The organism is Vibrio ichthyoenteri ATCC 700023 (assembly GCF_000222605.1).
Lineage (GTDB): Bacteria > Pseudomonadota > Gammaproteobacteria > Enterobacterales > Vibrionaceae > Vibrio > Vibrio ichthyoenteri.
In genome coordinates, this window is sequence record NZ_AFWF01000012.1 from 1 (window position 1) to 21,111 (window position 21,111).

At 45.7% G+C, this 21,111-nt stretch carries 21 protein-coding genes; 13 read left to right on the plus strand and 8 right to left on the minus strand.

Going from position 1 to position 21,111, the window contains the following annotated elements:
* Positions 1-8 precede the first annotated feature (8 nt).
* Positions 9-455, minus strand: a complete 447-nt coding sequence (gene fcrX / locus RH85_RS01765) for a ferric iron uptake transcriptional regulator FcrX (protein WP_006710465.1) — start codon at positions 453-455, stop codon at positions 9-11.
* 198 nt (positions 456-653) lie between these two features.
* Between fcrX and RH85_RS01770 the strand changes: the two genes are divergently transcribed.
* Positions 654-1,151, plus strand: coding sequence for a DUF4442 domain-containing protein (locus RH85_RS01770; protein ID WP_006710466.1), 498 nt, complete (start codon positions 654-656; stop codon positions 1,149-1,151).
* Between the two features lie 29 nt (positions 1,152-1,180).
* Here the strand turns inward: RH85_RS01770 and fldA are convergent, their stop codons facing one another.
* The 3 genes from fldA to RH85_RS01785 all read right to left on the minus strand — a co-directional run bounded on the left by fldA (position 1,181) and on the right by RH85_RS01785 (position 2,941).
* Positions 1,181-1,714, minus strand: a complete 534-nt coding sequence (gene fldA, locus RH85_RS01775; RefSeq protein ID WP_006710467.1) for a flavodoxin FldA — start codon at positions 1,712-1,714, stop codon at positions 1,181-1,183.
* A gap of 48 nt (positions 1,715-1,762) precedes the next feature.
* A complete protein-coding gene (locus RH85_RS01780) occupies positions 1,763-1,984 on the minus strand; it encodes a DUF2788 domain-containing protein (protein ID WP_006710468.1) in 222 nt (73 codons plus the stop codon).
* 189 nt (positions 1,985-2,173) lie between these two features.
* On the minus strand, positions 2,174-2,941 hold the full coding sequence (locus RH85_RS01785; RefSeq protein ID WP_006710469.1) for an alpha/beta fold hydrolase: 768 nt from the start codon (positions 2,939-2,941) through the stop codon (positions 2,174-2,176).
* 93 nt (positions 2,942-3,034) lie between these two features.
* Here RH85_RS01785 and seqA point away from each other — a divergent pair, with 93 nt between their 5' ends.
* Both seqA and pgm read left to right on the plus strand, forming a co-directional pair.
* Complete coding sequence (gene seqA, locus RH85_RS01790; protein WP_006710470.1) at positions 3,035-3,574, plus strand: replication initiation negative regulator SeqA; 540 nt, start codon at positions 3,035-3,037, stop codon at positions 3,572-3,574.
* An 82-nt stretch (positions 3,575-3,656) separates the two neighbouring features.
* A complete protein-coding gene (gene pgm, locus RH85_RS01795; protein WP_006710471.1) occupies positions 3,657-5,303 on the plus strand; it encodes a phosphoglucomutase (alpha-D-glucose-1,6-bisphosphate-dependent) in 1,647 nt (548 codons plus the stop codon).
* Positions 5,304-5,699: 396 nt separating this feature from the next.
* On the opposite strand, the gene RH85_RS01800 is transcribed toward pgm, so the two are convergent.
* Entirely contained in the window at positions 5,700-6,452 is a 753-nt protein-coding gene (locus tag RH85_RS01800) for a DUF1853 family protein (RefSeq protein ID WP_006710472.1), read from the minus strand.
* A gap of 103 nt (positions 6,453-6,555) precedes the next feature.
* On the opposite strand from RH85_RS01800, the gene RH85_RS01805 reads away from it, so the two are divergent.
* Positions 6,556-7,314 carry a Nif3-like dinuclear metal center hexameric protein gene (locus RH85_RS01805; protein ID WP_006710473.1) on the plus strand — a complete coding sequence of 253 codons (759 nt, stop codon included), beginning with the start codon at positions 6,556-6,558 and terminating at the stop codon, positions 7,312-7,314.
* 365 nt (positions 7,315-7,679) lie between these two features.
* Here the strand turns inward: RH85_RS01805 and RH85_RS01810 are convergent, their stop codons facing one another.
* Positions 7,680-8,969 (minus strand): citrate synthase, encoded by a 1,290-nt coding sequence (locus tag RH85_RS01810; protein WP_006710474.1) that lies wholly within the window; start codon positions 8,967-8,969, stop codon positions 7,680-7,682.
* A 395-nt stretch (positions 8,970-9,364) separates the two neighbouring features.
* Between RH85_RS01810 and sdhC the strand changes: the two genes are divergently transcribed.
* From sdhC to sucD, 8 genes are all read left to right on the plus strand, one after another.
* The gene (gene sdhC, locus RH85_RS01815) at positions 9,365-9,757 is read left to right on the plus strand and encodes a succinate dehydrogenase cytochrome b556 subunit (RefSeq protein WP_006710475.1); all 393 of its coding nucleotides are present in this window, start codon (positions 9,365-9,367) and stop codon (positions 9,755-9,757) included.
* A complete protein-coding gene (gene sdhD, locus RH85_RS01820; protein WP_006710476.1) occupies positions 9,751-10,095 on the plus strand; it encodes a succinate dehydrogenase, hydrophobic membrane anchor protein in 345 nt (114 codons plus the stop codon). The genes sdhC and sdhD overlap by 7 nt, the downstream gene beginning before the upstream one ends.
* Positions 10,096-11,862 carry a succinate dehydrogenase flavoprotein subunit gene (gene sdhA, locus RH85_RS01825; RefSeq protein WP_006710477.1) on the plus strand — a complete coding sequence of 589 codons (1,767 nt, stop codon included), beginning with the start codon at positions 10,096-10,098 and terminating at the stop codon, positions 11,860-11,862.
* 13 nt (positions 11,863-11,875) lie between these two features.
* On the plus strand, positions 11,876-12,586 hold the full coding sequence (locus RH85_RS01830) for a succinate dehydrogenase iron-sulfur subunit (RefSeq protein ID WP_006710478.1): 711 nt from the start codon (positions 11,876-11,878) through the stop codon (positions 12,584-12,586).
* 98 nt (positions 12,587-12,684) lie between these two features.
* Positions 12,685-15,540, plus strand: a complete 2,856-nt coding sequence (sucA, locus tag RH85_RS01835) for a 2-oxoglutarate dehydrogenase E1 component (RefSeq protein ID WP_006710479.1) — start codon at positions 12,685-12,687, stop codon at positions 15,538-15,540.
* Between the two features lie 11 nt (positions 15,541-15,551).
* On the plus strand, positions 15,552-16,757 hold the full coding sequence (odhB, locus tag RH85_RS01840; protein WP_006710480.1) for a 2-oxoglutarate dehydrogenase complex dihydrolipoyllysine-residue succinyltransferase: 1,206 nt from the start codon (positions 15,552-15,554) through the stop codon (positions 16,755-16,757).
* 197 nt (positions 16,758-16,954) lie between these two features.
* On the plus strand, positions 16,955-18,121 hold the full coding sequence (gene sucC / locus RH85_RS01845) for an ADP-forming succinate--CoA ligase subunit beta (protein WP_005599007.1): 1,167 nt from the start codon (positions 16,955-16,957) through the stop codon (positions 18,119-18,121).
* On the plus strand, positions 18,121-18,993 hold the full coding sequence (gene sucD / locus RH85_RS01850) for a succinate--CoA ligase subunit alpha (RefSeq protein WP_005599004.1): 873 nt from the start codon (positions 18,121-18,123) through the stop codon (positions 18,991-18,993). The genes sucC and sucD overlap by 1 nt, the downstream gene beginning before the upstream one ends.
* Positions 18,994-19,115: 122 nt before the next feature.
* On the opposite strand, the gene RH85_RS01855 is transcribed toward sucD, so the two are convergent.
* Positions 19,116-19,397 carry a hypothetical protein gene (locus RH85_RS01855; RefSeq protein WP_006710481.1) on the minus strand — a complete coding sequence of 94 codons (282 nt, stop codon included), beginning with the start codon at positions 19,395-19,397 and terminating at the stop codon, positions 19,116-19,118.
* A gap of 935 nt (positions 19,398-20,332) precedes the next feature.
* Here RH85_RS01855 and RH85_RS01860 point away from each other — a divergent pair.
* A complete protein-coding gene (locus RH85_RS01860; protein WP_006710482.1) occupies positions 20,333-20,851 on the plus strand; it encodes a GNAT family N-acetyltransferase in 519 nt (172 codons plus the stop codon).
* Here RH85_RS01860 and RH85_RS01865 read toward each other — a convergent pair.
* Positions 20,799-21,098 carry a DUF3301 domain-containing protein gene (locus tag RH85_RS01865; protein WP_039948394.1) on the minus strand — a complete coding sequence of 100 codons (300 nt, stop codon included), beginning with the start codon at positions 21,096-21,098 and terminating at the stop codon, positions 20,799-20,801. The genes RH85_RS01860 and RH85_RS01865 overlap by 53 nt on opposite strands.
* Between the last annotated feature and the right edge of the window lie 13 nt (positions 21,099-21,111).

The window sequence follows — 21,111 nt, forward strand, 5'->3', positions numbered from 1 at the left end:
TTTTTGTTTTACTTTGCTTTGTGAGCGTCTGGGTTACCTTTACAGGTTCCATCACCACATTTACCGTATAGGTACAAACTGTGGTTAGTCAGAGTCACGTTGTACTTGGCCGCAATCTCACGTTGACGTTCTTCAATCACGTTGTCAGAAAACTCGATCACTTCGCCACAATCAAGACACACTAGGTGGTCATGATGATGTTGAGTTGATAGTTCAAAGACAGATTTACCGCCTTCAAAATGGTGGCGCGTTACGATTCCAGCATCATCAAATTGGTTTAATACTCGATAAACAGTCGCAAGACCAATCTCTTCACCAAGATCGATCAGTTTTTTGTACAACTCTTCAGCACTGATGTGTTGGCAGTCAGGTTGCTGTAGTACTTCTAATATTTTAAGTCTAGGTAGTGTTACCTTGAGACCAGCATCCTTGAGCGCTTGATTATTGTCTGACATATACTTTCCTGTTGATGATCTGCAGTGTTGAACAGAATTCAATATTGTCACCATTATAGGGCAGGTTACGATAACAATAAACCACGAACTTCAAAGGGTTACTCATATTTATTGTAAAGTTGTGGGGTGTCACGGATAAAACTGGTCTAATCAGTTACAATTCATTAACTTTAGTTGGTTGGGTATTAGCGTAGTTATATGAGTTCTTTATTTTCAAGGGTTTACAGGCCTGGTTTTGTTAAATTTGCTTTAAATGTTTGGCCGCCATTTTGGGGGGCTGGGATAAAAATCCTCTTTATTAGCGATGATTTCCGCCAAGTAAGGGTTCGATTGAAGCTACGCTGGTGGAATAAAAATGCCAATCGCAGCCAGTATGGCGGCAGCATATTTTCACTCACAGATCCTATCTATGCGTTGATGCTTATGGGGATTTTAGGCGAGCAGTATTTTGTATGGGATAAACAAGCAAGCATTGACTTCGTTCAGCCTGGACGAGGCGATCTGTTTGCCGACTTTGATCTATCGATGGGGCAACTTGATGATATTTATCGTCAGACTCATTTTGGTGATAAGAGTTTCCCTGAATTCGTCATCCATATAAAGGATGAGCAAGGCGAGGTTGTTGCGAAGGTACAGCGTAAGCTCTATGTGCGTAAAAAGCCGCAATACCGCCAAATGGAAGACAATGAGGTATAAAAAAACCTCCCGTAGGAGGTTTTTAGAAATTAGCCTTCTAGCTCAGCTAGGCACATTTCATCGTAAATCTGTTTACACCAGTTGTTTACACGCTCTTCGGTAAGTTCTGGTTGACGATCTTCGTCAATGCATAGACCAACAAATTGGCTGTCGTCGCCCTCAACAAGGGCTTTAGACGCTTCAAACTCGTAGCTTGCCGCTGCAGTGTAACCTAGGATTGTGCCGCCTTTTGCTTCAACGATGTCACGTACTGTGCCCATCGCATCACAGAAGTACTCTGCGTAATCTTCTTGATCACCACAACCAAAAATAGCAACAAGCTTGGTAGAGAAATCGACTTGCTCAAGTTCTGGGAAGAAGTCATCCCAATCACATTGCGCTTCACCGTAATACCACGTAGGGATACCGAGTAGAAGAAGATCAAAGTTATCAATGTCTTCTTTGCTGCTTTTCGCAATGTCTTGAACGTTAACTAGTTGTTTACCTAGTTGTTTTTGAATCATCTTTGCAACAGCTTCGGTGTTACCAGTGTCACTACCAAAGAAGATACCTACACTTGCCATAGAATCATTACCTTTACAATTGTCTACTTATTAGCATTTGGCTAAGAGTTAACCTAAGCCTGTTCCTTCCCAACTTAGCTGAATTAAACCTTTAACGATAAATCCAGCACAACCGAGAAACAGAACTAACCACACGATGCGACGCCCAAAAGGAGGAACATTACCTGCCTTCAATACATCTTTAATCGCCATACCAATTAAGAAAAAGATAGCGGCGAACAACAGGTCGAGACCAATAGACTCGATCATGTTCATGTAGTCGTAAAGCATGGTATCCCTTTATGCTAATTTACTTGCGCAGCACTATACCACTGTTATTCACCAAAGTTAATGCGATCGTCTCTCACTTTATGCTTATACCTTTATAAATCAGTATCGCTGCATTCTACGCGATTAAAATCGTTGTTAACCGTGTTATCGCATCGCTTTAAAGTTATCGGTTAGTGTTAAATCATTGCGTTATTGAGCAATAAATTTACGAATAGTACGCAAAACCTCTGCTGGCTTTTCCGCGTGCAACCAATGCCCTGTATTAGCAATGACGTGTGCTTTTACGTGCTGAAATTGCGCTTGGATCTGTGCTTGATGCGCGGGCAGCAGGTAATCAGAGTCGGCACCTTTAATGAACAAGGTAGCAGTGGCAATCTTGTTGATAGGCTGCCAGCCAATAATATTGTCGTAGTTGTCCCAGAGATTTGCGACATTAAAACGCCAAGCAAGGTGATCATCATGTTTATACAGGGATTTACTCAAAAATTGACGCACGCCTTCAATTTCAATGTGCTCAGCGAGAATAGCCATTGCCTGTTTACGGTCGGTTGGTTTATGCGCCTCGACCGCTTTTAGGCCGGCAAACACGTTAGTATGGCGATGTTGGGTGTATGCCACTGGGGCCATGTCGAGTACGATCAGTTGTTCAACTTGGCTCTCTAGCTGTTCAGCCACTTTGATCGCGACCTTACCACCCATAGAGTGGCCAATGAGCGTGAAGCGCTCTATGGCCAAATGTGTGATTAGTTGGGCAACGTCATGGGCTTGATCTGCATAAGAATGATCGCGCGAATGTGATGATTGGCCATGGTTACGGAGATCGATACTCAATACTTGGTGATCTTGTTTTAAGTCGCGCGCAAGAAGACCAAGGTTATCGAGATTACCGAATAAACCGTGGATCAAAACAATGGTGTGACCCTCACCTTCGAGTTTGTAGTTCAGCTGTTGTGACATTTTATCTTATTCGTGACTGGTTTAACGTAGAGTCTGAGAGAAGATCTCGCTATAATCGCCACAGAGTTTAAACATAGAGATTGTGAAAAGCGAATGAAAACAATTGAGGTTGATGAGGATCTATACCGTTACATCGCAGGTCAAACCCAACATATCGGTGAAAGTGCATCCGATATTTTGCGTCGATTGTTGAATGTAGATGGACAAGTTCAGGCCGCTCAACAGCAACCTATCATTGAGCCTATCGGCTTAGTGGTGAGTAAAGATGCTGTTAAAGAAGTTCAATTGGATGGCGTGAAAGAAATGCGTTCTCTGTTGATTTCAGATGAGTTTGCTGGCCTTAAAAAAGCCATTGACCGTTTTATGCTAGTTCTTTCAACGTTACATCGTATTGATTCAGAAAGCTTTTCGGAAGCGACTCAAGTTAAAGGTCGCAAGCGTGTTTACTTTGCTGATAACGAGCAGACTTTGCTTGCTAATGGCAACACCACCAAACCGAAAGCGATTCCAGCATCACCTTTCTGGGTGATTACTAATAACAATACCAGTCGTAAAAGACAAATGGTTGACCAACTCATGTCACGGATGAGTTTCCCTGCAGACTTAATTGAAAAAGTAACCCTCTCAATCTAGTTTGTAGCACAGAGCCTCATAATATTCGTTCACACAGTTATGAGGCTTTTTTGTATCTATAAAATTTAGAAAGGATGTCAAAATGGCTATGCACCCGAGAGCTGGACAAAAGGCTCAACAACAGGATTTACACAATATTCCTGCGTTAGTTTCAAATTACTTCTTATTGCAACCTGAACCAAGTAACCCAGCACACAAAGTTGAGTTTGGTACATCTGGTCACCGCGGCACGGCAGACAAAGCGACGTTTAATGAAAACCATATCTTGGCGATCGCACAAGCGATTGCTGAAGTACGTGCCGAGCAAGGCACTAAAGGTCCGCTGTTTGTGGGTAAAGATACTCACGCATTGTCTGAACCAGCATTTGCCAGCGTACTTGAAGTGTTGGTGGCGAATGGTGTCGAAGTAATTGTTCAGCAAGACAATGGCTACACGCCAACTCCGGGTGTATCTCATGCTATTTTGACCTACAACCTTGCACATCAAGATAAAGCGGATGGCATTGTGATTACGCCATCACACAACCCACCGCAAGATGGTGGTATTAAATACAACCCGACTCATGGTGGCCCTGCGGAAGATGCGCTGACTAAAGCGATTGAAAACCGTGCTAACGTTCTGATTGCTGAAGGTTTGCAAGGCGTGAAACGCATGCAGCTTGCCGAGGCGAAAGTATCACCACTGTTTAAGCAAGTGGATCTGGTTAAGCCTTATATTGATGATCTAGTGAATGTCATTGATATGGAAGCGATCCAAAAAGCCAACTTAAAGCTCGGTGTTGATCCATTGGGTGGTAGCGGTATCGATTACTGGCGTCAAATTGGTAAAGCGTACAATCTCGATCTGACTTTGGTGAGCGAAGCCATTGATCCTACGTTCCAATTTATGTCATTAGATAAAGATGGCGTGGTACGAATGGATTGCTCATCGCCATACGCAATGGCGGGTCTGTTGGCGCTTAAGGACGATTATGACTTGGCATTTGGTAATGATCCTGATTACGACCGCCATGGCATTGTGACCGCAAAAGGTTTGATGAATCCAAATCACTTCTTAGCGGTCTGTATCGATTACCTGTACCGTCATCGTCAAGGCTGGGGTAAAGAGGTTGCGGTAGGTAAAACACTGGTTTCTAGTGCTCTGATTGACCGTGTTGTTGCCGATCTTGGTCGTGAACTATGCGAAGTGCCAGTTGGTTTTAAGTGGTTTGTGGATGGCTTATACAGCGGCCAGTTTGGTTTTGGTGGCGAAGAGAGTGCAGGGGCATCGTTCCTGCGTAAAGACGGCACACCTTGGTCAACCGACAAAGATGGCATCATTCTATGCTTACTCGCGGCGGAAATTACGGCAGTAACCGGTAAAAACCCACAACAATATTACGAAGAGCTAGCGGCGAAGCATGGCGAATCGAAATACAACCGTATTCAAGCGGTGGCAAATGGGCCACAAAAAGACGTATTGAAGAAGCTTTCTCCAGAGATGGTCGCTGCCGATACGCTTGCTGGTGACGCGATCACTGCTCGTCTTACGCACGCACCAGGCAATGGCGCTGCAATCGGTGGCCTGAAAGTGACCACGGAAAATGGCTGGTTTGCCGCTCGTCCATCAGGGACTGAAGATATCTACAAGATCTATTGCGAAAGCTTTAAAGGTGAAGAGCACCTTAAGCAAATCGAGCAAGAAGCTCAAGAGATCGTAAACCAAGTGTTCAAGGACGCCGGTTTATAGCATCAAGTTTGATGTTGATAAAAAAGAGCTGACGAAAGTCGGCTCTTTTTTTGAGAATCGAGAGGCGAGAATAGAGCAAAAGCGTCGAGCGCAGCGTTCTGTTTTCGCTTCTCATATCTCGCTTCTCATATCTCGCTTCTCGTATTTTCTCGCTTCTCGAAGCGTAGCGTTCTGCTTTTCACCTCTCGTCTCTCGAAGCGTAGCGTTCTGCTTTTCACCTCTCGCTTCTCGAAGCGTAGCGTTCTGCTTTTCACCTCTCGCCTCTCGAAGCGCAGCGTTCTGCTTTTCACCTCTCGCTTCTCGAAGCGTAGCGTTCTGCTTTTCACCTCTCGTCTCTCGAAGCGCAGCGTTCTGCTTTTCACCTCTCGCCTCTCAAAGCGATGCGTTCTTCTTCGCTCACCCGTGCGGCCAGCGATCGGGCACTACAAACCAAAATTGACCGTCTTTGGTTTGGGCATGGATAAAGCGCTCAGGACTGGGGTTAATCGGCTCTAACTGCTCTCCTAAGCCAATCGCCCAGCGCTCTTTTGGCAGGTGAAACAGCGGTTGCTTGATTTGTTTAGATTGCGAGTAATAACACCAATAGCCATTGATGAGTTGGCCATTGAGCGGATAGCCAAGACAATGGGTTGGGATAGTTTCGTCACTAAACGGGTTGGTATAGAGTCGCCCTTGCATCAACAAATGATGAGATGCCACTTCAAGCTGTGGATACTGCTGGTGGAAGGTGTCAGAACAAGACATTGCCAATTGATGATTGAGCATGCGATCGAGCTTTTTATCAAGCTGATCATGGGCATTGGGGCCAAACCATGTTCCTTGATGCAGTAAGTAAAATTTGATCGCCACTTCCCAATGCTCAAGTTGATCGCGTTGCTGGTTATGCAATAACAGATCAATAGCACCGAGCGTTTTACCCGCTTGGTTTAGCTGTATTTCTTCCATCGCAACGTGGTAAATGTCACTGTGCTTGAAGGCTTCAGTACACAAGTGTTGATAAAGAAAACCTAAGCGGCGATTACCATGATACTGGCTGTTCTTAGCAAGAGGTTGTACCTGCAAATGGCTGATATCACTAAAGGGCTGATCGGCTGTAATCAGGTTAGGCTGGGTAAGAATCCAATCATAAAAATCAGTCAGGGCAGTCATGATAATCCGTTAGCAATTGTTCGCGTTTTTTTCGACATTAAGCAGTGAAGTTGCTATAACCACGACAATACACGTCGCTCAAGTCAGGATACTGGAAAGTAAGATGAATAATCTACAACTAGAAAAATTACTTAACGAAAAATTGTCCCCTCAATTGATCAAAGATTACAGCCCAAACGGTCTGCAAGTCGAAGGGGCGGCTGAGGTTAACGTCATCGTGACTGGCGTCACGGCGTCGCAAGCGTTAATTGATAAAGCGGTTGAGCTTAACGCCGATGCGCTGTTGGTGCATCACGGCTATTTTTGGAAAGGCGAACCAGACCCAATTAGAGGCATGAAAGGTAAGCGCATTCGTACCTTGATTAAAAATGACATCAATCTATTGGGTTATCACTTACCACTCGATATTCATCCTGAGCTGGGTAATAACGCGCAATTAGCCCGTTTGCTTGAGATTGAAGTAGAAGGTGGCCTTGAAGGTCATCCTCAATCAGTGGCAATGTTTGGTCGCTTAAAACAGCCTCTAACGGGTGCTCAGCTTGCGGAACGCATTAATCTAGTGCTCGATAGAGCCCCATTGCATATTGCGCCTGACAACGCTGACAAGTTGATTGAAACGATTGGTTGGTGCACAGGCGGTGGTCAAGATTACATTGAATTGGCGGCGCAACACGGCTTAGATGCGTTTATCTCTGGTGAGATTTCAGAGCGTACCACTTACAGTGCGCGTGAGCTTGATATTCATTACTTCGCTGCAGGCCATCATGCAACGGAGCGCTACGGTATTAAAGCGCTGGGTGAGTGGCTAGCCGCTGAGCACGGTTTGGATGTGACCTTTATTGATATCGATAATCCGGTTTAAGGGCGACTTTGTCTTGAAGAACGCTTTGCTTCGAGAGGCGAGAGTTTGAGAAGCGAGAATTTGAGAACCGAGAGCGGACTTCGTCCTTTGAGAGGCGAGAATAGAGAGCTTAAAAGCGAGATCCCCAACTCGCTTGTGCCTCGCTCTTGAGGATGACGATAAAGTTCAGGACTTAAACGATGTCATTCTCGATAGCGACGAAGGAGCGTAATCGGGAATCTCTCGAATCTCGCAGCGAAGCGTTCCTGAGAGCGCAGCTCGTTTTCGAATCTCTGTTCTCGCACCTCTAAAAAGAAAGGGTTGACGCTTTCACGCCAACCCTCACAATTATTCGCTTCTCGCTTCTCGCTTCTCGCTTCTCGCTTCTATTCGCGCTCGTGAATTGGTGCAAACTCGCGTTGTGTTTGACCAGTGTAAAGCTGACGAGGACGACCGATACGGTTAGCAGGATCACTGTGCATTTCATTCCAGTGTGCAATCCAACCGATGGTACGAGACATCGCGAAGATAACCGTAAACATAGAAACAGGAATACCAATCGCTTTAAGAATGATGCCTGAGTAGAAATCTACGTTCGGGTAAAGTTTCTTCGATACAAAGTACTCATCAGACAGTGCGATTCGCTCAAGTTCCATCGCAACATCCAGCAGTGGATCTTGGATATTAAGCTCTGTCAGTACTTCATGACACGCTTCACGCATTACCGTTGCACGAGGATCGTAGTTTTTGTAAACACGGTGACCAAAGCCCATTAGTCGGAATGGGTCATCTTTGTCTTTCGCGCGCTCAACAAACTCAGGAATGTTATCGACACTGCCGATCTCTTCCAACATCTTCAAGCAAGCTTCGTTTGCGCCACCGTGAGCAGGGCCCCAAAGCGATGCAATACCGGCTGCGATACAGGCAAATGGGTTAGCACCAGAAGAACCCGCTAGACGAACCGTTGAGGTTGATGCGTTTTGCTCGTGGTCTGCGTGCAGAGTGAAAATTTTATCCATCGCACGGGCTACAACAGGGTTCACTTCGTATTCTTCACATGGGTTAGCAAACATCATGTGTAGGAAGTTTTCCGCATAGTTAAGATCGTTGCGTGGGTAGATGAATGGCTGGCCAATGGAGTACTTGTAACACATAGCCGCCAATGTAGGCATTTTGGATAGTAGACGATATGCCGCAATTTCGCGGTGAACATCGTTATTGATATCAAGTGAATCGTGGTAGAAAGCTGCAAGTGCGCCAACCACACCACACATAACCGCCATTGGGTGTGCATCACGACGGAAACCATGGAAGAAGCTAGCGATTTGCTCATGCACCATAGTATGACGAGTGACGGTTGTTTTAAATTGTTCGTATTGCTCACGAGTAGGGGCTTCACCGTAAAGAAGAATGTAACAAACTTCTAAGTAGTCAGCATTATTCGCTAACTGATCGATAGGGAAGCCACGGTGTAGTAGGACACCTTTGCCGCCATCGATGTAGGTGATTTGAGATTCACAAGATGCAGTGGCAAGAAAACCTGGGTCAAAGGTAAAGTAGCCATTTGCTCCAAGTTTACGAACATCGATTACTTGAGGACCAATTGTCCCATCCATAATCGGCAGTTCGATTGGCGCTTTACCTTCAACGTGAAGGGTCGCTTTCTTATCCGCCATAACAATCTCCTTTGTTTATTATTTAATCCATCCAGGATGTTTATGTGCCATTTTTGTACGTCTCTTCACGTGCAAAGTCAATTATTCTCCTCTGATGTGTGCACTTGTTATTATTTTTTGCGCGTAATAAGTTAAAAATCTGGTCTGTGTAGCAAAAATTGTTACATCAATTGTATTAGAATGTTGCCAATCGTATAGTAACGATGTGAAATTTGAGAGAAACCTAATAAATTCAAGGGTCGAAAGTAATATTTTATAGATTCTCGGATGTTGTTGTTAACATTGTGTTTACAATTTTAGAGTCTTATTTGGTGGCTTTTTGTTAACTTAATGTTAAATTTTGTTGGGTTCAGCTCTCGATTTCTTTAATAACTATAAATGCTCTAGTGAGCTGAGTGAGCAAGCCCGTGAAAGAAAGAAAGTCAAGACCTGTAAACCTAGACTTGCAAACCATGCACTTTCCGATCACTGCTATCGCATCCATTGTCCATCGTGTGGCGGGTGTGATTACATTTGTAGCAGTCGGTATCCTGCTGTGGTTGCTGTCTCTATCTCTATCCTCCCCTGTAGGATTTATGAAAGCGGCTGACCTAATTGATGGTTGGTTCGTAACATTTATTCTGTGGGGCATACTAACCGCTTTAGCCTACCACATTGTTGGCGGTATCCGTCATCTGCTGATGGATATGGGCTATTTTGAAGAACTCGACACAGGTGCGTTAAGCGCTAAAGTCTCTTTTGCTGTGACTGGTGTGTTGTCGTTACTTGCGGGGATTTTGGTATGGTAAAACACGTTTCATCCTTTGGTCGTAACGGTGTACATGATTTCCTATTGATTCGTGTCACTGCCATTCTTATGACCTTATACACGATCTACTTGGTGAGCTTTTGCGCGTTCACCGATATTTCTTACGTTTCTTGGACCCAATTTTTCGCGGGAACCTTCACCAAAGCCTTTACCATGGTGACGCTGACTTGCGTATTGATCCATGCGTGGATAGGCCTCTGGCAAGTTCTGACTGACTATATCAAATGCGCCAAATTGCGTGGTGGATTGCAAGTTGGTGTGGTGGCATTGCTATTAGGTTACTTCTTCTCTGGTCTGTTTATTTTGTGGGGTGCGTAAGTGTCTATTCCAGTTCGTGAATTCGATGCCGTAGTAATCGGCGCAGGTGGTGCGGGCATGCGTGCTGCACTACAAATCTCTGAGCAGGGCCTTTCATGTGCGCTGCTGTCTAAAGTTTTCCCAACTCGTTCTCATACGGTTTCTGCTCAAGGTGGTATTACGGTTGCGCTTGGTAATGCGCACGAAGATCATTGGGAACAGCATATGTACGATACCGTGAAAGGCTCCGATTACATCGGTGACCAAGACGCGATCGAATACATGTGTAAAAACGGTCCTGAATCGGTGATTGAACTTGAGAAGATGGGCCTACCTTTTTCTCGTTTTGATAACGGTACAATCTATCAACGTCCGTTTGGTGGTCAGTCGAAAAACTTTGGTGGCGAACAAGCCGCTCGAACAGCTGCGGCGGCTGACCGTACAGGTCATGCGTTATTGCACACCTTGTATCAACAAAACATCAAACACAAAACCACGGTCTTTTCAGAGTGGTATGCGCTTGATTTAGTCAAAAATGAAGACGGCGCCATTCTCGGTTGTACCGCACTTTGCATGGAAACGGGTGAAGTGTGCTATTTCAAATCTAAAGCAACGATTCTGGCTACGGGTGGTGCAGGGCGTATTTACGCATCAACCACTAATGCGCACATCAACACCGGCGATGGTGTTGGTATGGCAATTCGTGCCGGTGTACCAATGCAAGATATCGAAATGTGGCAGTTCCACCCAACCGGTATCGCTGGCGCAGGTGTGCTGGTGACGGAAGGTTGTCGTGGTGAAGGTGGTTACCTTCTTAATAAAGATGGCGAACGTTTCATGGAACGTTACGCACCCAATGCCAAAGACCTAGCAGGTCGTGACGTGGTTGCTCGCTCAATGATGATTGAGATTCGTGAAGGTCGTGGCTGTGATGGTCCTTGGGGTCCACACATTAAATTGAAACTGGATCACTTAGGTAAAGAAACTCTTGAGTCGCGCCTACCAGGTGTATGTGAGTTATCACGCACCTTTGCTCACGTCGATCCAGTCAAAGAGCCAATTCCAGTTATACCGACTTGTCACTACATGATGGGCGGTGTGCCGACCCAAGTTTCTGGCCAAGCGATTAAACAAGATGACGCGGGTAATGATGTTGAAATCCAAGGCTTGTTTGCCTGCGGTGAAATTGCATCAGTATCGGTACACGGCGCAAACCGTTTGGGTGGCAACTCATTGCTTGACCTCGTGGTATTTGGCCGCGCAACGGGACTGCACCTTGGTGAAGTGCTGAATAAGCAAGCAGAGGCGAAACCTGCAACAGACGCTGATATTGAGCGTTCACTTGAGCGTTATAACCGTTGGGAAAACAGTACTGACGGTGAAGATCCTGCTCAAATTCGTAAAGACCTTCAGCAGTGCATGCAAAATAATTTCTCGGTATTCCGTGAAGGCGATGCAATGGCCAAAGGTCTTGAAGAGCTAAAAGTGATCCGTGAGCGTCTGAAGAATGCGCATCTTGCTGATAAATCGACGGAATTTAACACCCAGCGTATTGAGTGTCTTGAACTCGAAAACTTAATGGAAACAGCTTACGCGACAGCCGTTGCCGCTAACTTCCGTACTGAAAGCCGTGGCGCTCATGCTCGCTTTGACTTCCCTGATAGGGATGATGAGCAGTGGCTATGTCACTCCATATACAACCCTGAGACTGAAGCAATGTCGAAGCGTAATGTGAATATGGAGCCAATACATCGTGAAGCTTTCCCGCCGAAAGCTCGTACATACTAAGGGAGGATAAATGATGAAAATGAACTTCTCTTTGTATCGTTACAATCCAGATGTTGACGATAAACCATATATGAAAGACTACATTCTTGAGGTAGAAGAAGGCTCAGACATGATGCTTTTGGATGCGCTGATTCTACTCAAAGAACAAGACCCGACAATTTCATTCCGTCGCTCATGCCGTGAAGGTGTGTGTGGTTCCGATGGTTTGAATATGAACGGTAAAAATGGTCTTGCTTGTATTACACCGCTATCAGCGCTTGCTGGAGATAAGATTGTTATTCGTCCGTTACCGGGACTTCCGGTTGTTCGTGACCTTATCGTAGATATGACGCAGTTTTACGATAATTACGCGAAAGTGAAGCCGTTCTTGCACACCGAAGGGGCGTTGCCACCATCACGCGAGAATCTTCAAACGCCAGATGAGCGAGCACATCTTGATGGTTTGTATGAATGTATTATGTGTGCATGTTGTACAACTTCGTGCCCATCGTTCTGGTGGAATCCGGATAAATTTATCGGTCCAGCGGGTCTATTAGCGGCGTATCGTTGGCTAATTGACAGTCGTGATACTGCAACAGATGAAAGATTGTCCGATCTCGACGACGCTTTTAGCGTTTTTCGTTGCCATGGCATAATGAATTGTGTAAGTGTTTGTCCTAAGGGATTAAATCCGACCAAAGCAATTGGCCATATCAAGACAATGCTGGTCAATCGCTCAGTGTAGATAGAGATAAGATTGCCGCTGTTCATTGATGAACAGCGGCTTATTACAAGCTCGGGATAGACCGAAGCAAACGTGAAAACTACTGGTTAAGGGAAAATATGCACAACGGCGTGATGAAGGCATGGCTCGAGTCTTCACACTTGGCTGGCGCCAATGCAACGTATGTAGAGGATCTCTACGAACTGTATCTAAGTGATCCCGATCTGGTAAGTGAGGAGTGGATTCGTGTATTTGATGGGCTGCCTAAGCCTGATCAGGATGTAGTTGAACAACCGCATTCACGTGTCCGTGATTACTTCCGTCGACTCGCTCAAGAAACAAAGCATTACAATGTCCAAGTTAGTGACCCCGATGTCGATGCTAAACAAGTTAAAGTACTTCAGCTGATCAATGCGTACCGTTTCCGCGGCCATGAAGCAGCTGAACTTGATCCCCTCGGTCTATGGAACCGCCCTCCGGTGGTTGAACTAGATCCTTCATTCCATAATCTTACCGAAGACGACTTAGAAGAAAGCTTCAACGTAGGTTCATTTGCTATTGGTCAAGAGACCATGCGATTGAAAGATATTCTTGCTGCGTTGAAAAAAATCTACTGTGGTTCTATCGGCGCAGAATACATGCACATCATCGATACTGAGCAAAAGCGTTGGATTCAACAACGTTTAGAGCCAGTGGTTGGTGAACCTCAGTTTTCTGCAGAGGAAATGCGTGACTTCTTAGATGAATTGACTGCAGCGGAAGGCCTTGAGCGATACTTAGGCGCGAAATTCCCTGGTGCGAAGCGTTTCTCATTGGAAGGTGGCGACGCCATGATCCCAATGATGAAAGAGCTGATTCGTCATGCGGGTAAAAGTGGTATGCGCGAAGTCGTGATTGGTATGGCCCACCGTGGTCGTCTCAACATGCTGGTTAACGTTCTGGGTAAAAAGCCGCAAGATCTGTTTGATGAGTTTGCCGGTAAACACGGCGAATCATGGGGTACCGGTGATGTAAAATATCACCAAGGTTTCTCGGCTGATTTTGCTACACCGGGCGGCGATGTTCACTTAGCATTGGCATTTAACCCTTCTCACCTTGAGATCGTCAACCCAGTGGTTATGGGCTCGGTACGTGCACGTCAGGATCGCCTCGGCGATAAAGATGGCAGCACAGTACTGCCAATCACCATTCACGGTGACTCAGCAATCGCGGGTCAAGGTGTAGTGGCAGAAACATTCAATATGTCACAAGCACGTGGTTATCGCGTCGGCGGTACGGTGCGAGTCGTGGTCAACAACCAAGTTGGTTTTACCACCTCTAACCCACGCGATATGCGTTCAACCATGTACTGTACTGATATTGCAAAAATGGTGCAGGCTCCGATCTTCCACGTTAATGCTGATGATCCAGAAGCGGTGGCATTCGTGACGCGAATTGCGCTTGATTACCGTAATGAGTTTAAGCGTGATGTAGTGATTGATTTGGTTTGTTACCGTCGCCATGGTCACAACGAAGCGGATGAGCCGAATGCGACTCAGCCGCTGATGTATCAAAAAATCAAAAAGCACCCAACTCCTCGTAAACTTTACGCCGACGTTCTAATTGAACGTGGTGACTACGATATTGAAACCGCCACGCAGATGGTCAATGAGTATCGTGATGCGCTAGATCGTGGTGAAGTTGTGGTGAAAGAGTGGCGTCCAATGGCGTTACACTCGGTTGATTGGTCTCCGTACCTTGGTCACGAGTGGGACACTCAATGGGACAGCCAATATGGCAGAGAACGTTTGGTTGAACTTGGCCATCGCTTATGTCAAGTACCTGAAAGCCACAAGCTGCAAAGCCGTGTAAACAAGCTTTACAACGATCGTATCGCGATGATGAGCGGCGAGAAAGCGGTTGACTGGGGTATGGCTGAAACATTGGCTTACGCCACCTTAGTTGACGATGGCAAGCGTATCCGTATTTCGGGCCAAGATGCTGGCCGTGGCACCTTCTTCCACCGTCATTCCGTTTTGCACAATCAAACAGATGCTAGTACCTATATTCCACTGGCGAATGTGCATGACAAACAAGGTCCATTCCAAGTGATTGACTCGGTGTTGTCTGAAGAAGCGGTATTGGCCTTTGAGTATGGTTATGCAACCGCAGAGCCGAGTGGTTTAACCATTTGGGAAGCGCAATTTGGTGATTTTGCCAATGGTGCTCAAGTCGTGATTGACCAATTTATCTCATCGGGTGAGCAGAAATGGGCACGTCTATGTGGCCTGACAATGTTGTTACCTCATGGTTATGAAGGTCAAGGCCCTGAACACTCGTCAGCCCGTTTGGAGCGCTACCTACAATTGTGTGCAGAACAAAATATGCAGGTGGTCGTTCCTTCGACTCCGGCTCAGGTTTACCACATGATCCGCCGTCAGGTTGTGCGCCCAATGCGTCGTCCTCTGATCGTGATGTCTCCTAAATCTCTTTTACGTCACCCATTGTGTACGTCGAGTTTAGAAGATTTATCAGCAGGTACATTCCTTCCAGCGATCCCTGAAATTGATCAACTGGATGCGAAGAAAGTTAAGCGTGTTGTGTTCTGTTCGGGCAAGGTTTACTTCGACCTACTTGAGCAGCGTCGTAAAGATGAACAACAAGATGTTGCAATTGTACGTATCGAGCAGCTTTATCCATTCCCTCTGGAAGAAGTGAAAGCCGCGATTGAAGCGTACACCAATGTCGAAGACTTCGTTTGGTGTCAGGAAGAGCCTCAAAACCAAGGTGCTTGGTACTGTAGCCAGCATAACTTCCGCGCAGCGATTCCAGCAGGAACGGATCTGAAATACGCAGGTCGTCCAGCATCAGCATCGCCCGCTGTAGGTTATATGTCGGTTCACTTGAAACAACAAAAAGCGTTGGTTGAAGATGCTCTGACGATTAGTTCAAACACCTCAGATTCTAAAACCCCGAATAAAGAACTAGAAGTATAAGGAAGATAGAAATGACAATTGAAATTCTGGTTCCAGATCTACCTGAATCAGTCGCTGACGCAACCGTGGCTACTTGGCACAAACAACCGGGCGATATTATCGCTCGTGATGATGTTTTGGTTGATATTGAAACAGATAAAGTGGTTCTTGAAGTTCCAGCACCAGAAGCGGGCATACTTGAAGCCATTATTGAAGTTGAAGGTGCGACGGTTTTGTCGAAGCAGTTAATTGCCAAGATCAAACCAGGAGCGGTTGCTGGTGAACCAACAACCGACACGACGGAAGAGTCTCAAGCTTCCCCTGATAAGCGTCATAAAGCATCTCTAACGGAAGAGAGCAACGATGCACTAAGCCCTGCAGTTCGTCGTTTATTGGCTGAGCATGGTCTGGAAGCTCATCAGGTTAAAGGTACCGGTGTTGGTGGCCGTATTACTCGTGAAGACATTGATGCGCATTTGGCTAACGCGAAAGCGGTGCCAGCAGTGCAAGATGAAATCGCACCAGCGCCGGCTGCTGCTCGTAGCCAAAAGCGTGTACCAATGACACGTCTACGTAAGACGGTGGCAAATCGTCTGCTTGAAGCGAAGAATAGTACCGCGATGTTGACGACGTTTAATGAAGTCAACATGAAACCAATCATGGACTTGCGTGCACAGTACCAAGAGCAGTTTGAAAAGCGTCATGGCATTCGATTGGGCTTTATGTCGTTCTATGTAAAAGCGGTAACGGAAGCGCTAAAACGCTACCCAGAAGTGAATGCATCGATCGATGGAGAAGACATCGTTTACCACAACTATTTCGATATCAGCATGGCGGTTTCTACGCCACGTGGCCTAGTAACACCAGTGCTTAAAGACTGTGACACATTGGGTTTCGCCGATGTTGAAAAAGGCATTAAAGAGCTCGCAATCAAAGGCCGTGACGGTAAGTTAACGGTTGATGAATTGATGGGCGGTAACTTTACCATCACCAATGGTGGTGTGTTCGGTTCTCTGATGTCAACGCCAATCATCAATCCGCCACAATCGGCTATCTTGGGTATGCATAAGATCCAAGACCGTCCAATGGCCGTTGATGGCAAAGTTGAAATCTTGCCAATGATGTATTTGGCATTGTCTTATGACCACCGTTTAATCGATGGCCGTGAGTCAGTGGGCTTCCTTGTGACCATTAAAGAGTTACTTGAAGATCCAGCACGTCTCTTATTAGACGTTTAATATCGCTGAAACGTCGAGTTATCGCCGATAGCTCGACGCTTAAAGTGGCAGAGGCTAGACTCGCTCAACGGTCCGGCCTTCATTTGAATCGTATTGCGATTGATTTGAGAAGACCCTACAGACGTAAAAGCAGTGCTCAAACTGTGACGTTATGGAAATTATAAATCCCTTAAGGGAATAATAAACGGAATATCAAAATGAATTTGCATGAATACCAAGCCAAACAGCTGTTTGCAGAATTCGGTTTGCCTGTGCCAGAAGGCTACGCTTGTGACACCCCACAAGAAGCGTTTGAAGCGGCGGGCCGTATTAGTACTGAGAAGAAAGTCGTTAAGTGTCAAGTTCACGCTGGTGGCCGCGGTAAAGCGGGCGGCGTTGAATTGCACGATACGAAAGATGGCGTAAAAGAATTTGCGCAAAAGTGGCTAGGTAAAAATCTAGTAACTTACCAGACTGACGCCAATGGTCAGCCGGTATCGAAAATCCTAGTCGAAGAAGCGTCAAGCATTGCTAACGAACTTTACTTAGGCGCGGTTGTAGACCGCTCGACTCAACGTATTGTATTCATGGCTTCAACCGAAGGTGGCGTGGAAATTGAAAAAGTAGCGGAAGAAACGCCGGAACTTATTCATAAAGCGGCTATCGATCCACTCGTTGGCCCTCAGGCATATCAAGGCCGTGAGCTGGCGTTTAAACTGGGCCTTAAAGGCGACCAAATTAAACAGTTCGTTAAGATCTTTATTGGTCTTGGCGAGATGTTCGCGCAATACGATCTTGCGCTACTTGAAATTAACCCTCTGGTGATTACTGGCGATGACAATCTATTGTGTCTCGACGGTAAAATTAATATTGATTCAAATGCACTCTACCGTCAGCCAAAACTGCGTGAAATGCACGATCCTTCGCAAGAAGATGAGCGTGAAGCACATGCAGCTCAGTGGGAGCTAAACTACGTCGCACTGGATGGCAATATCGGCTGCATGGTGAATGGTGCCGGCCTTGCGATGGGTACGATGGACATCGTTAATTTGCACGGTGGTCAGCCAGCTAACTTCCTTGATGTTGGCGGCGGCGCAACCAAAGAGCGCGTAACAGAAGCCTTTAAGATCATCCTTTCTGACAGTAATGTCAAAGCGGTGTTCGTTAATATCTTTGGTGGTATTGTTCGTTGCGACCTAATTGCCGAAGGCATTATTGGCGCAGTTGAAGAAGTTGGTGTTGAAGTGCCAGTGGTTGTGCGCCTAGAAGGTAACAACGCACCACTTGGTTCGCAAAAATTGGCTGAAAGTGGCCTAAACATCATCGCTGCAAATTCTCTATCAGAAGCTGCAGAAAAAGTCGTAGCGGCAGCGGAGGGCAAATAATGTCAGTACTAATTAACAAAGATACCAAGGTTATTTGTCAAGGTTTCACGGGTGGTCAGGGGACTTTCCACTCTGAGCAAGCAATTGCTTACGGCACAAAAATGGTTGGCGGTGTGTCACCAGGTAAAGGTGGTCAAATGCACCTTGGCCTACCGGTATTTAATACTGTGCGTGACGCGGTTGAAGTAACGGGTGCAACCGCATCGGTTATTTATGTGCCTGCGCCATTTTGTAAAGATGCCATTCTTGAAGCTATCGATGCTGGTATCAAGCTCATTGTCACGATTACAGAAGGCATTCCAACGCTTGATCTGCTGGATGTAAAAGTACGTCTTGATGAAGCGGGTGTGGTGATGATCGGTCCAAACTGTCCGGGTGTGATTACGCCAGACGAATGTAAGATCGGCATTATGCCTGGTCACATTCATAAGAAAGGTAAAGTCGGTATCGTATCTCGTTCGGGCACCTTGACCTACGAAGCGGTTAAGCAAACTACAGACGAAGGCTTTGGCCAATCGACGTGTGTTGGTATCGGTGGTGACCCAATTCCGGGTTCAAACTTTATCGATATTTTGAAACTGTTCCAAGCCGATCCAGAAACCGAAGCGATTGTGATGATCGGTGAAATCGGTGGTACGGCAGAAGAAGAAGCAGCGGCATTTATCAAAGATAATGTCACTAAGCCGGTTGTGTCTTATATCGCTGGTGTAACAGCGCCTCCAGGCAAACGCATGGGCCACGCAGGTGCCATCATCTCAGGCGGTAAAGGTACGGCAGAAGATAAGTTTGCCGCGCTGGAAGAAGCGGGTGTTAAAACGGTGAAGTCGTTGGCTGATATCGGCAAAGCACTACGCGAGATTACCGGCTGGTAGTAGGTAACGGTTAATCAAACGACAAAGGCTCAGCATTGCTGAGCCTTTCTTTTTTAAGGCTGTATAGAATTGAGAATTGAGAATTGAGAATTGAGAGTTGAGAATTGAGAGGGAGGCCTTTCTTAACCTAACTTCGCTTCTAACTGGGCAAGCCGTTGCTGCAATTCTTGCACTTGTGCTTCCAATTGAGTGATGCGATCCGATTCCGGTTTTGCCTCAGCGGCTACTTCAATTTTTGGCACTCGGCTGCTACTTTTCCAACTTTTAATCGTACTAATGAGTGCAGGCATCGGCACGGATGTTTTTAGGCGTGCTTTGACCAATGCGACGGTTGGCTCTTTGCCTTCAGCAATTAAGGCGGTAATGATTTGCTCAAGTTCTAGGCTGACATCTTTAGTAAGCATTGACGGTTCCTTTTAGCGTTGTAACGTCATTGTTGGCTATTAGAGCATCATAGCGATTCGTCTTGTTGTTGGCGAATGGAAAAATAGGAAATCATCTGTGCGAGATCTCTTACATGCCGTGTAGGAAAAACAACTTAGTAAACCACTACATTTGTCGACTTAATGCTGTAACCTTATGACTTGTAAGGTAATGATGATTATATACTCACGGCAAGGTTGTGTAATTGTGACTTTGAGCAATTGTTTCTAGCTTAGATTCGCGTAAATTAGTCTTTGTCGAATGGAGTTTGACAAAGAAACACAACCACTAAGGATGTGGTTATCTTCAGGAAGAAGAATTTAAGTTCGTCCGGAGTGATGAACTAGCATGGAGCAAGGACTGACGAAGGATCTCACAGTGCAAAAGGCTTAGCACTGGCATGGAATGCGTAGGACATCTCTAGGATAGAGAAAGGACAGCATTAGGATGATGCAAGGGACACCGCTCAGGGATCAAGTGAAGTGCGCTAACGGGGATTGGTTAGCTAATAGGAATTAAAGGACACCGCTAGGATAGCGATGGACGGAAATTACTGAAGGATTCAGTAGCTATTAAGGATGATGCATGGAGCATCTATAGTGGCTGGATTGCTGCGAGTGAGACTATAGCCCCGATACTCACGTGTCGGGGCTTTTCTTATACAAAAAATAAATCTAACAACGTCAATTCTAAAAATAAACAAACATACCTATTAGATTAGAGAAGCTTAGCAACAAGGGTTCAGTCAAAGACAAGCGCCTGATTCGACAATCAGTGACGCTAGATAAATAAATCTCTGCACCTGCTAAAGACTCACCATTTAGGTATTTCAGTTTGGCTTAACATTCGGCTTAGACTCTAGCTTATAAAGATAGAGCGTCTTTTAAAAATATTGTTTATAAAGCAAGGAAGTGTTGTGACTATTGTAACTCGCCGAGCGTTATTGGTACCCTATAACGAGTCGTTACAGTCGGATTTTTTGGTTCTTAATTGTTGCGCAAAAAATCGCGCTTACCTGGATGGACCGCATACCGTTGCTACCGCTAAACTGCTATTTCAAAATATCTTAAATGATGAAACCTTATATGCTCGCGCAGTGCTCGATAGCCGTACTCGTGATTATATGGGGCATATATTTATTAGTCATCTCGATAGCGAGCCAGAACTGGGGTATATTTTTGATAAAGCATATTGGGGACAAGGGATAGGCTACGAAGCGCTTAAGGCATTTTTTAGTAAAGCGGTGAGAGATCTGCAATTACATAAGATCAAAGCGACGTCGAATATGGCTCATACGGCTTCAAATCGTCTGTTAGAAAAGTTGGGTTTTGAGCTAAAAGGCCAAAGCAACAATGACTTTGGCCCATACAATGAGTATCTATTTACATCCGATGAGGTGGCAAATGAAACTTTGCTACATGAAATCCTCGCATGATCAATTCGCCTTGGTAGCAATCATCACCCAGGGCTGAAAACTCAAATTGATAGACACTATGCCAACGCCAGACTCCGTCTGGCGTTTTGATTTTATGACTTTTCAATGCGGTGCTGATCAGTTGCAGTTCCAGTTGTTCACACTTACGTTGAATCGCTATTTTAGCCAGTTCAGATTGGCGACGTTGCTGCCAGAAAAGCATACACACAAAGCATAACGCCAAAATAGCCAATAGATCAGAAATCATAAGTCTCTCGTAT

Excerpts from the sequence above, each read along its gene's own strand:
- fcrX (WP_006710465.1), bottom strand. The coding sequence starts at position 455 with ATGTCAGACAATAATCAAGCGCTCAAGGATGCTGGTCTCAAGGTAACA.
- RH85_RS01770 (WP_006710466.1), top strand. The coding sequence starts at position 654 with ATGAGTTCTTTATTTTCAAGGGTTTACAGGCCTGGTTTTGTTAAATTT.
- fldA (WP_006710467.1), bottom strand. The coding sequence starts at position 1,714 with ATGGCAAGTGTAGGTATCTTCTTTGGTAGTGACACTGGTAACACCGAA.
- RH85_RS01780 (WP_006710468.1), bottom strand. The coding sequence starts at position 1,984 with ATGCTTTACGACTACATGAACATGATCGAGTCTATTGGTCTCGACCTG.
- RH85_RS01785 (WP_006710469.1), bottom strand. The coding sequence starts at position 2,941 with ATGTCACAACAGCTGAACTACAAACTCGAAGGTGAGGGTCACACCATT.
- seqA (WP_006710470.1), top strand. The coding sequence starts at position 3,035 with ATGAAAACAATTGAGGTTGATGAGGATCTATACCGTTACATCGCAGGT.
- pgm (WP_006710471.1), top strand. The coding sequence starts at position 3,657 with ATGGCTATGCACCCGAGAGCTGGACAAAAGGCTCAACAACAGGATTTA.
- RH85_RS01800 (WP_006710472.1), bottom strand. The coding sequence starts at position 6,452 with ATGACTGCCCTGACTGATTTTTATGATTGGATTCTTACCCAGCCTAAC.
- RH85_RS01805 (WP_006710473.1), top strand. The coding sequence starts at position 6,556 with ATGAATAATCTACAACTAGAAAAATTACTTAACGAAAAATTGTCCCCT.
- RH85_RS01810 (WP_006710474.1), bottom strand. The coding sequence starts at position 8,969 with ATGGCGGATAAGAAAGCGACCCTTCACGTTGAAGGTAAAGCGCCAATC.
- sdhD (WP_006710476.1), top strand. The coding sequence starts at position 9,751 with ATGGTAAAACACGTTTCATCCTTTGGTCGTAACGGTGTACATGATTTC.
- RH85_RS01830 (WP_006710478.1), top strand. The coding sequence starts at position 11,876 with ATGAAAATGAACTTCTCTTTGTATCGTTACAATCCAGATGTTGACGAT.
- sucA (WP_006710479.1), top strand. The coding sequence starts at position 12,685 with ATGCACAACGGCGTGATGAAGGCATGGCTCGAGTCTTCACACTTGGCT.
- odhB (WP_006710480.1), top strand. The coding sequence starts at position 15,552 with ATGACAATTGAAATTCTGGTTCCAGATCTACCTGAATCAGTCGCTGAC.
- sucC (WP_005599007.1), top strand. The coding sequence starts at position 16,955 with ATGAATTTGCATGAATACCAAGCCAAACAGCTGTTTGCAGAATTCGGT.
- sucD (WP_005599004.1), top strand. The coding sequence starts at position 18,121 with ATGTCAGTACTAATTAACAAAGATACCAAGGTTATTTGTCAAGGTTTC.
- RH85_RS01855 (WP_006710481.1), bottom strand. The coding sequence starts at position 19,397 with ATGCTTACTAAAGATGTCAGCCTAGAACTTGAGCAAATCATTACCGCC.
- RH85_RS01865 (WP_039948394.1), bottom strand. The coding sequence starts at position 21,098 with ATGATTTCTGATCTATTGGCTATTTTGGCGTTATGCTTTGTGTGTATG.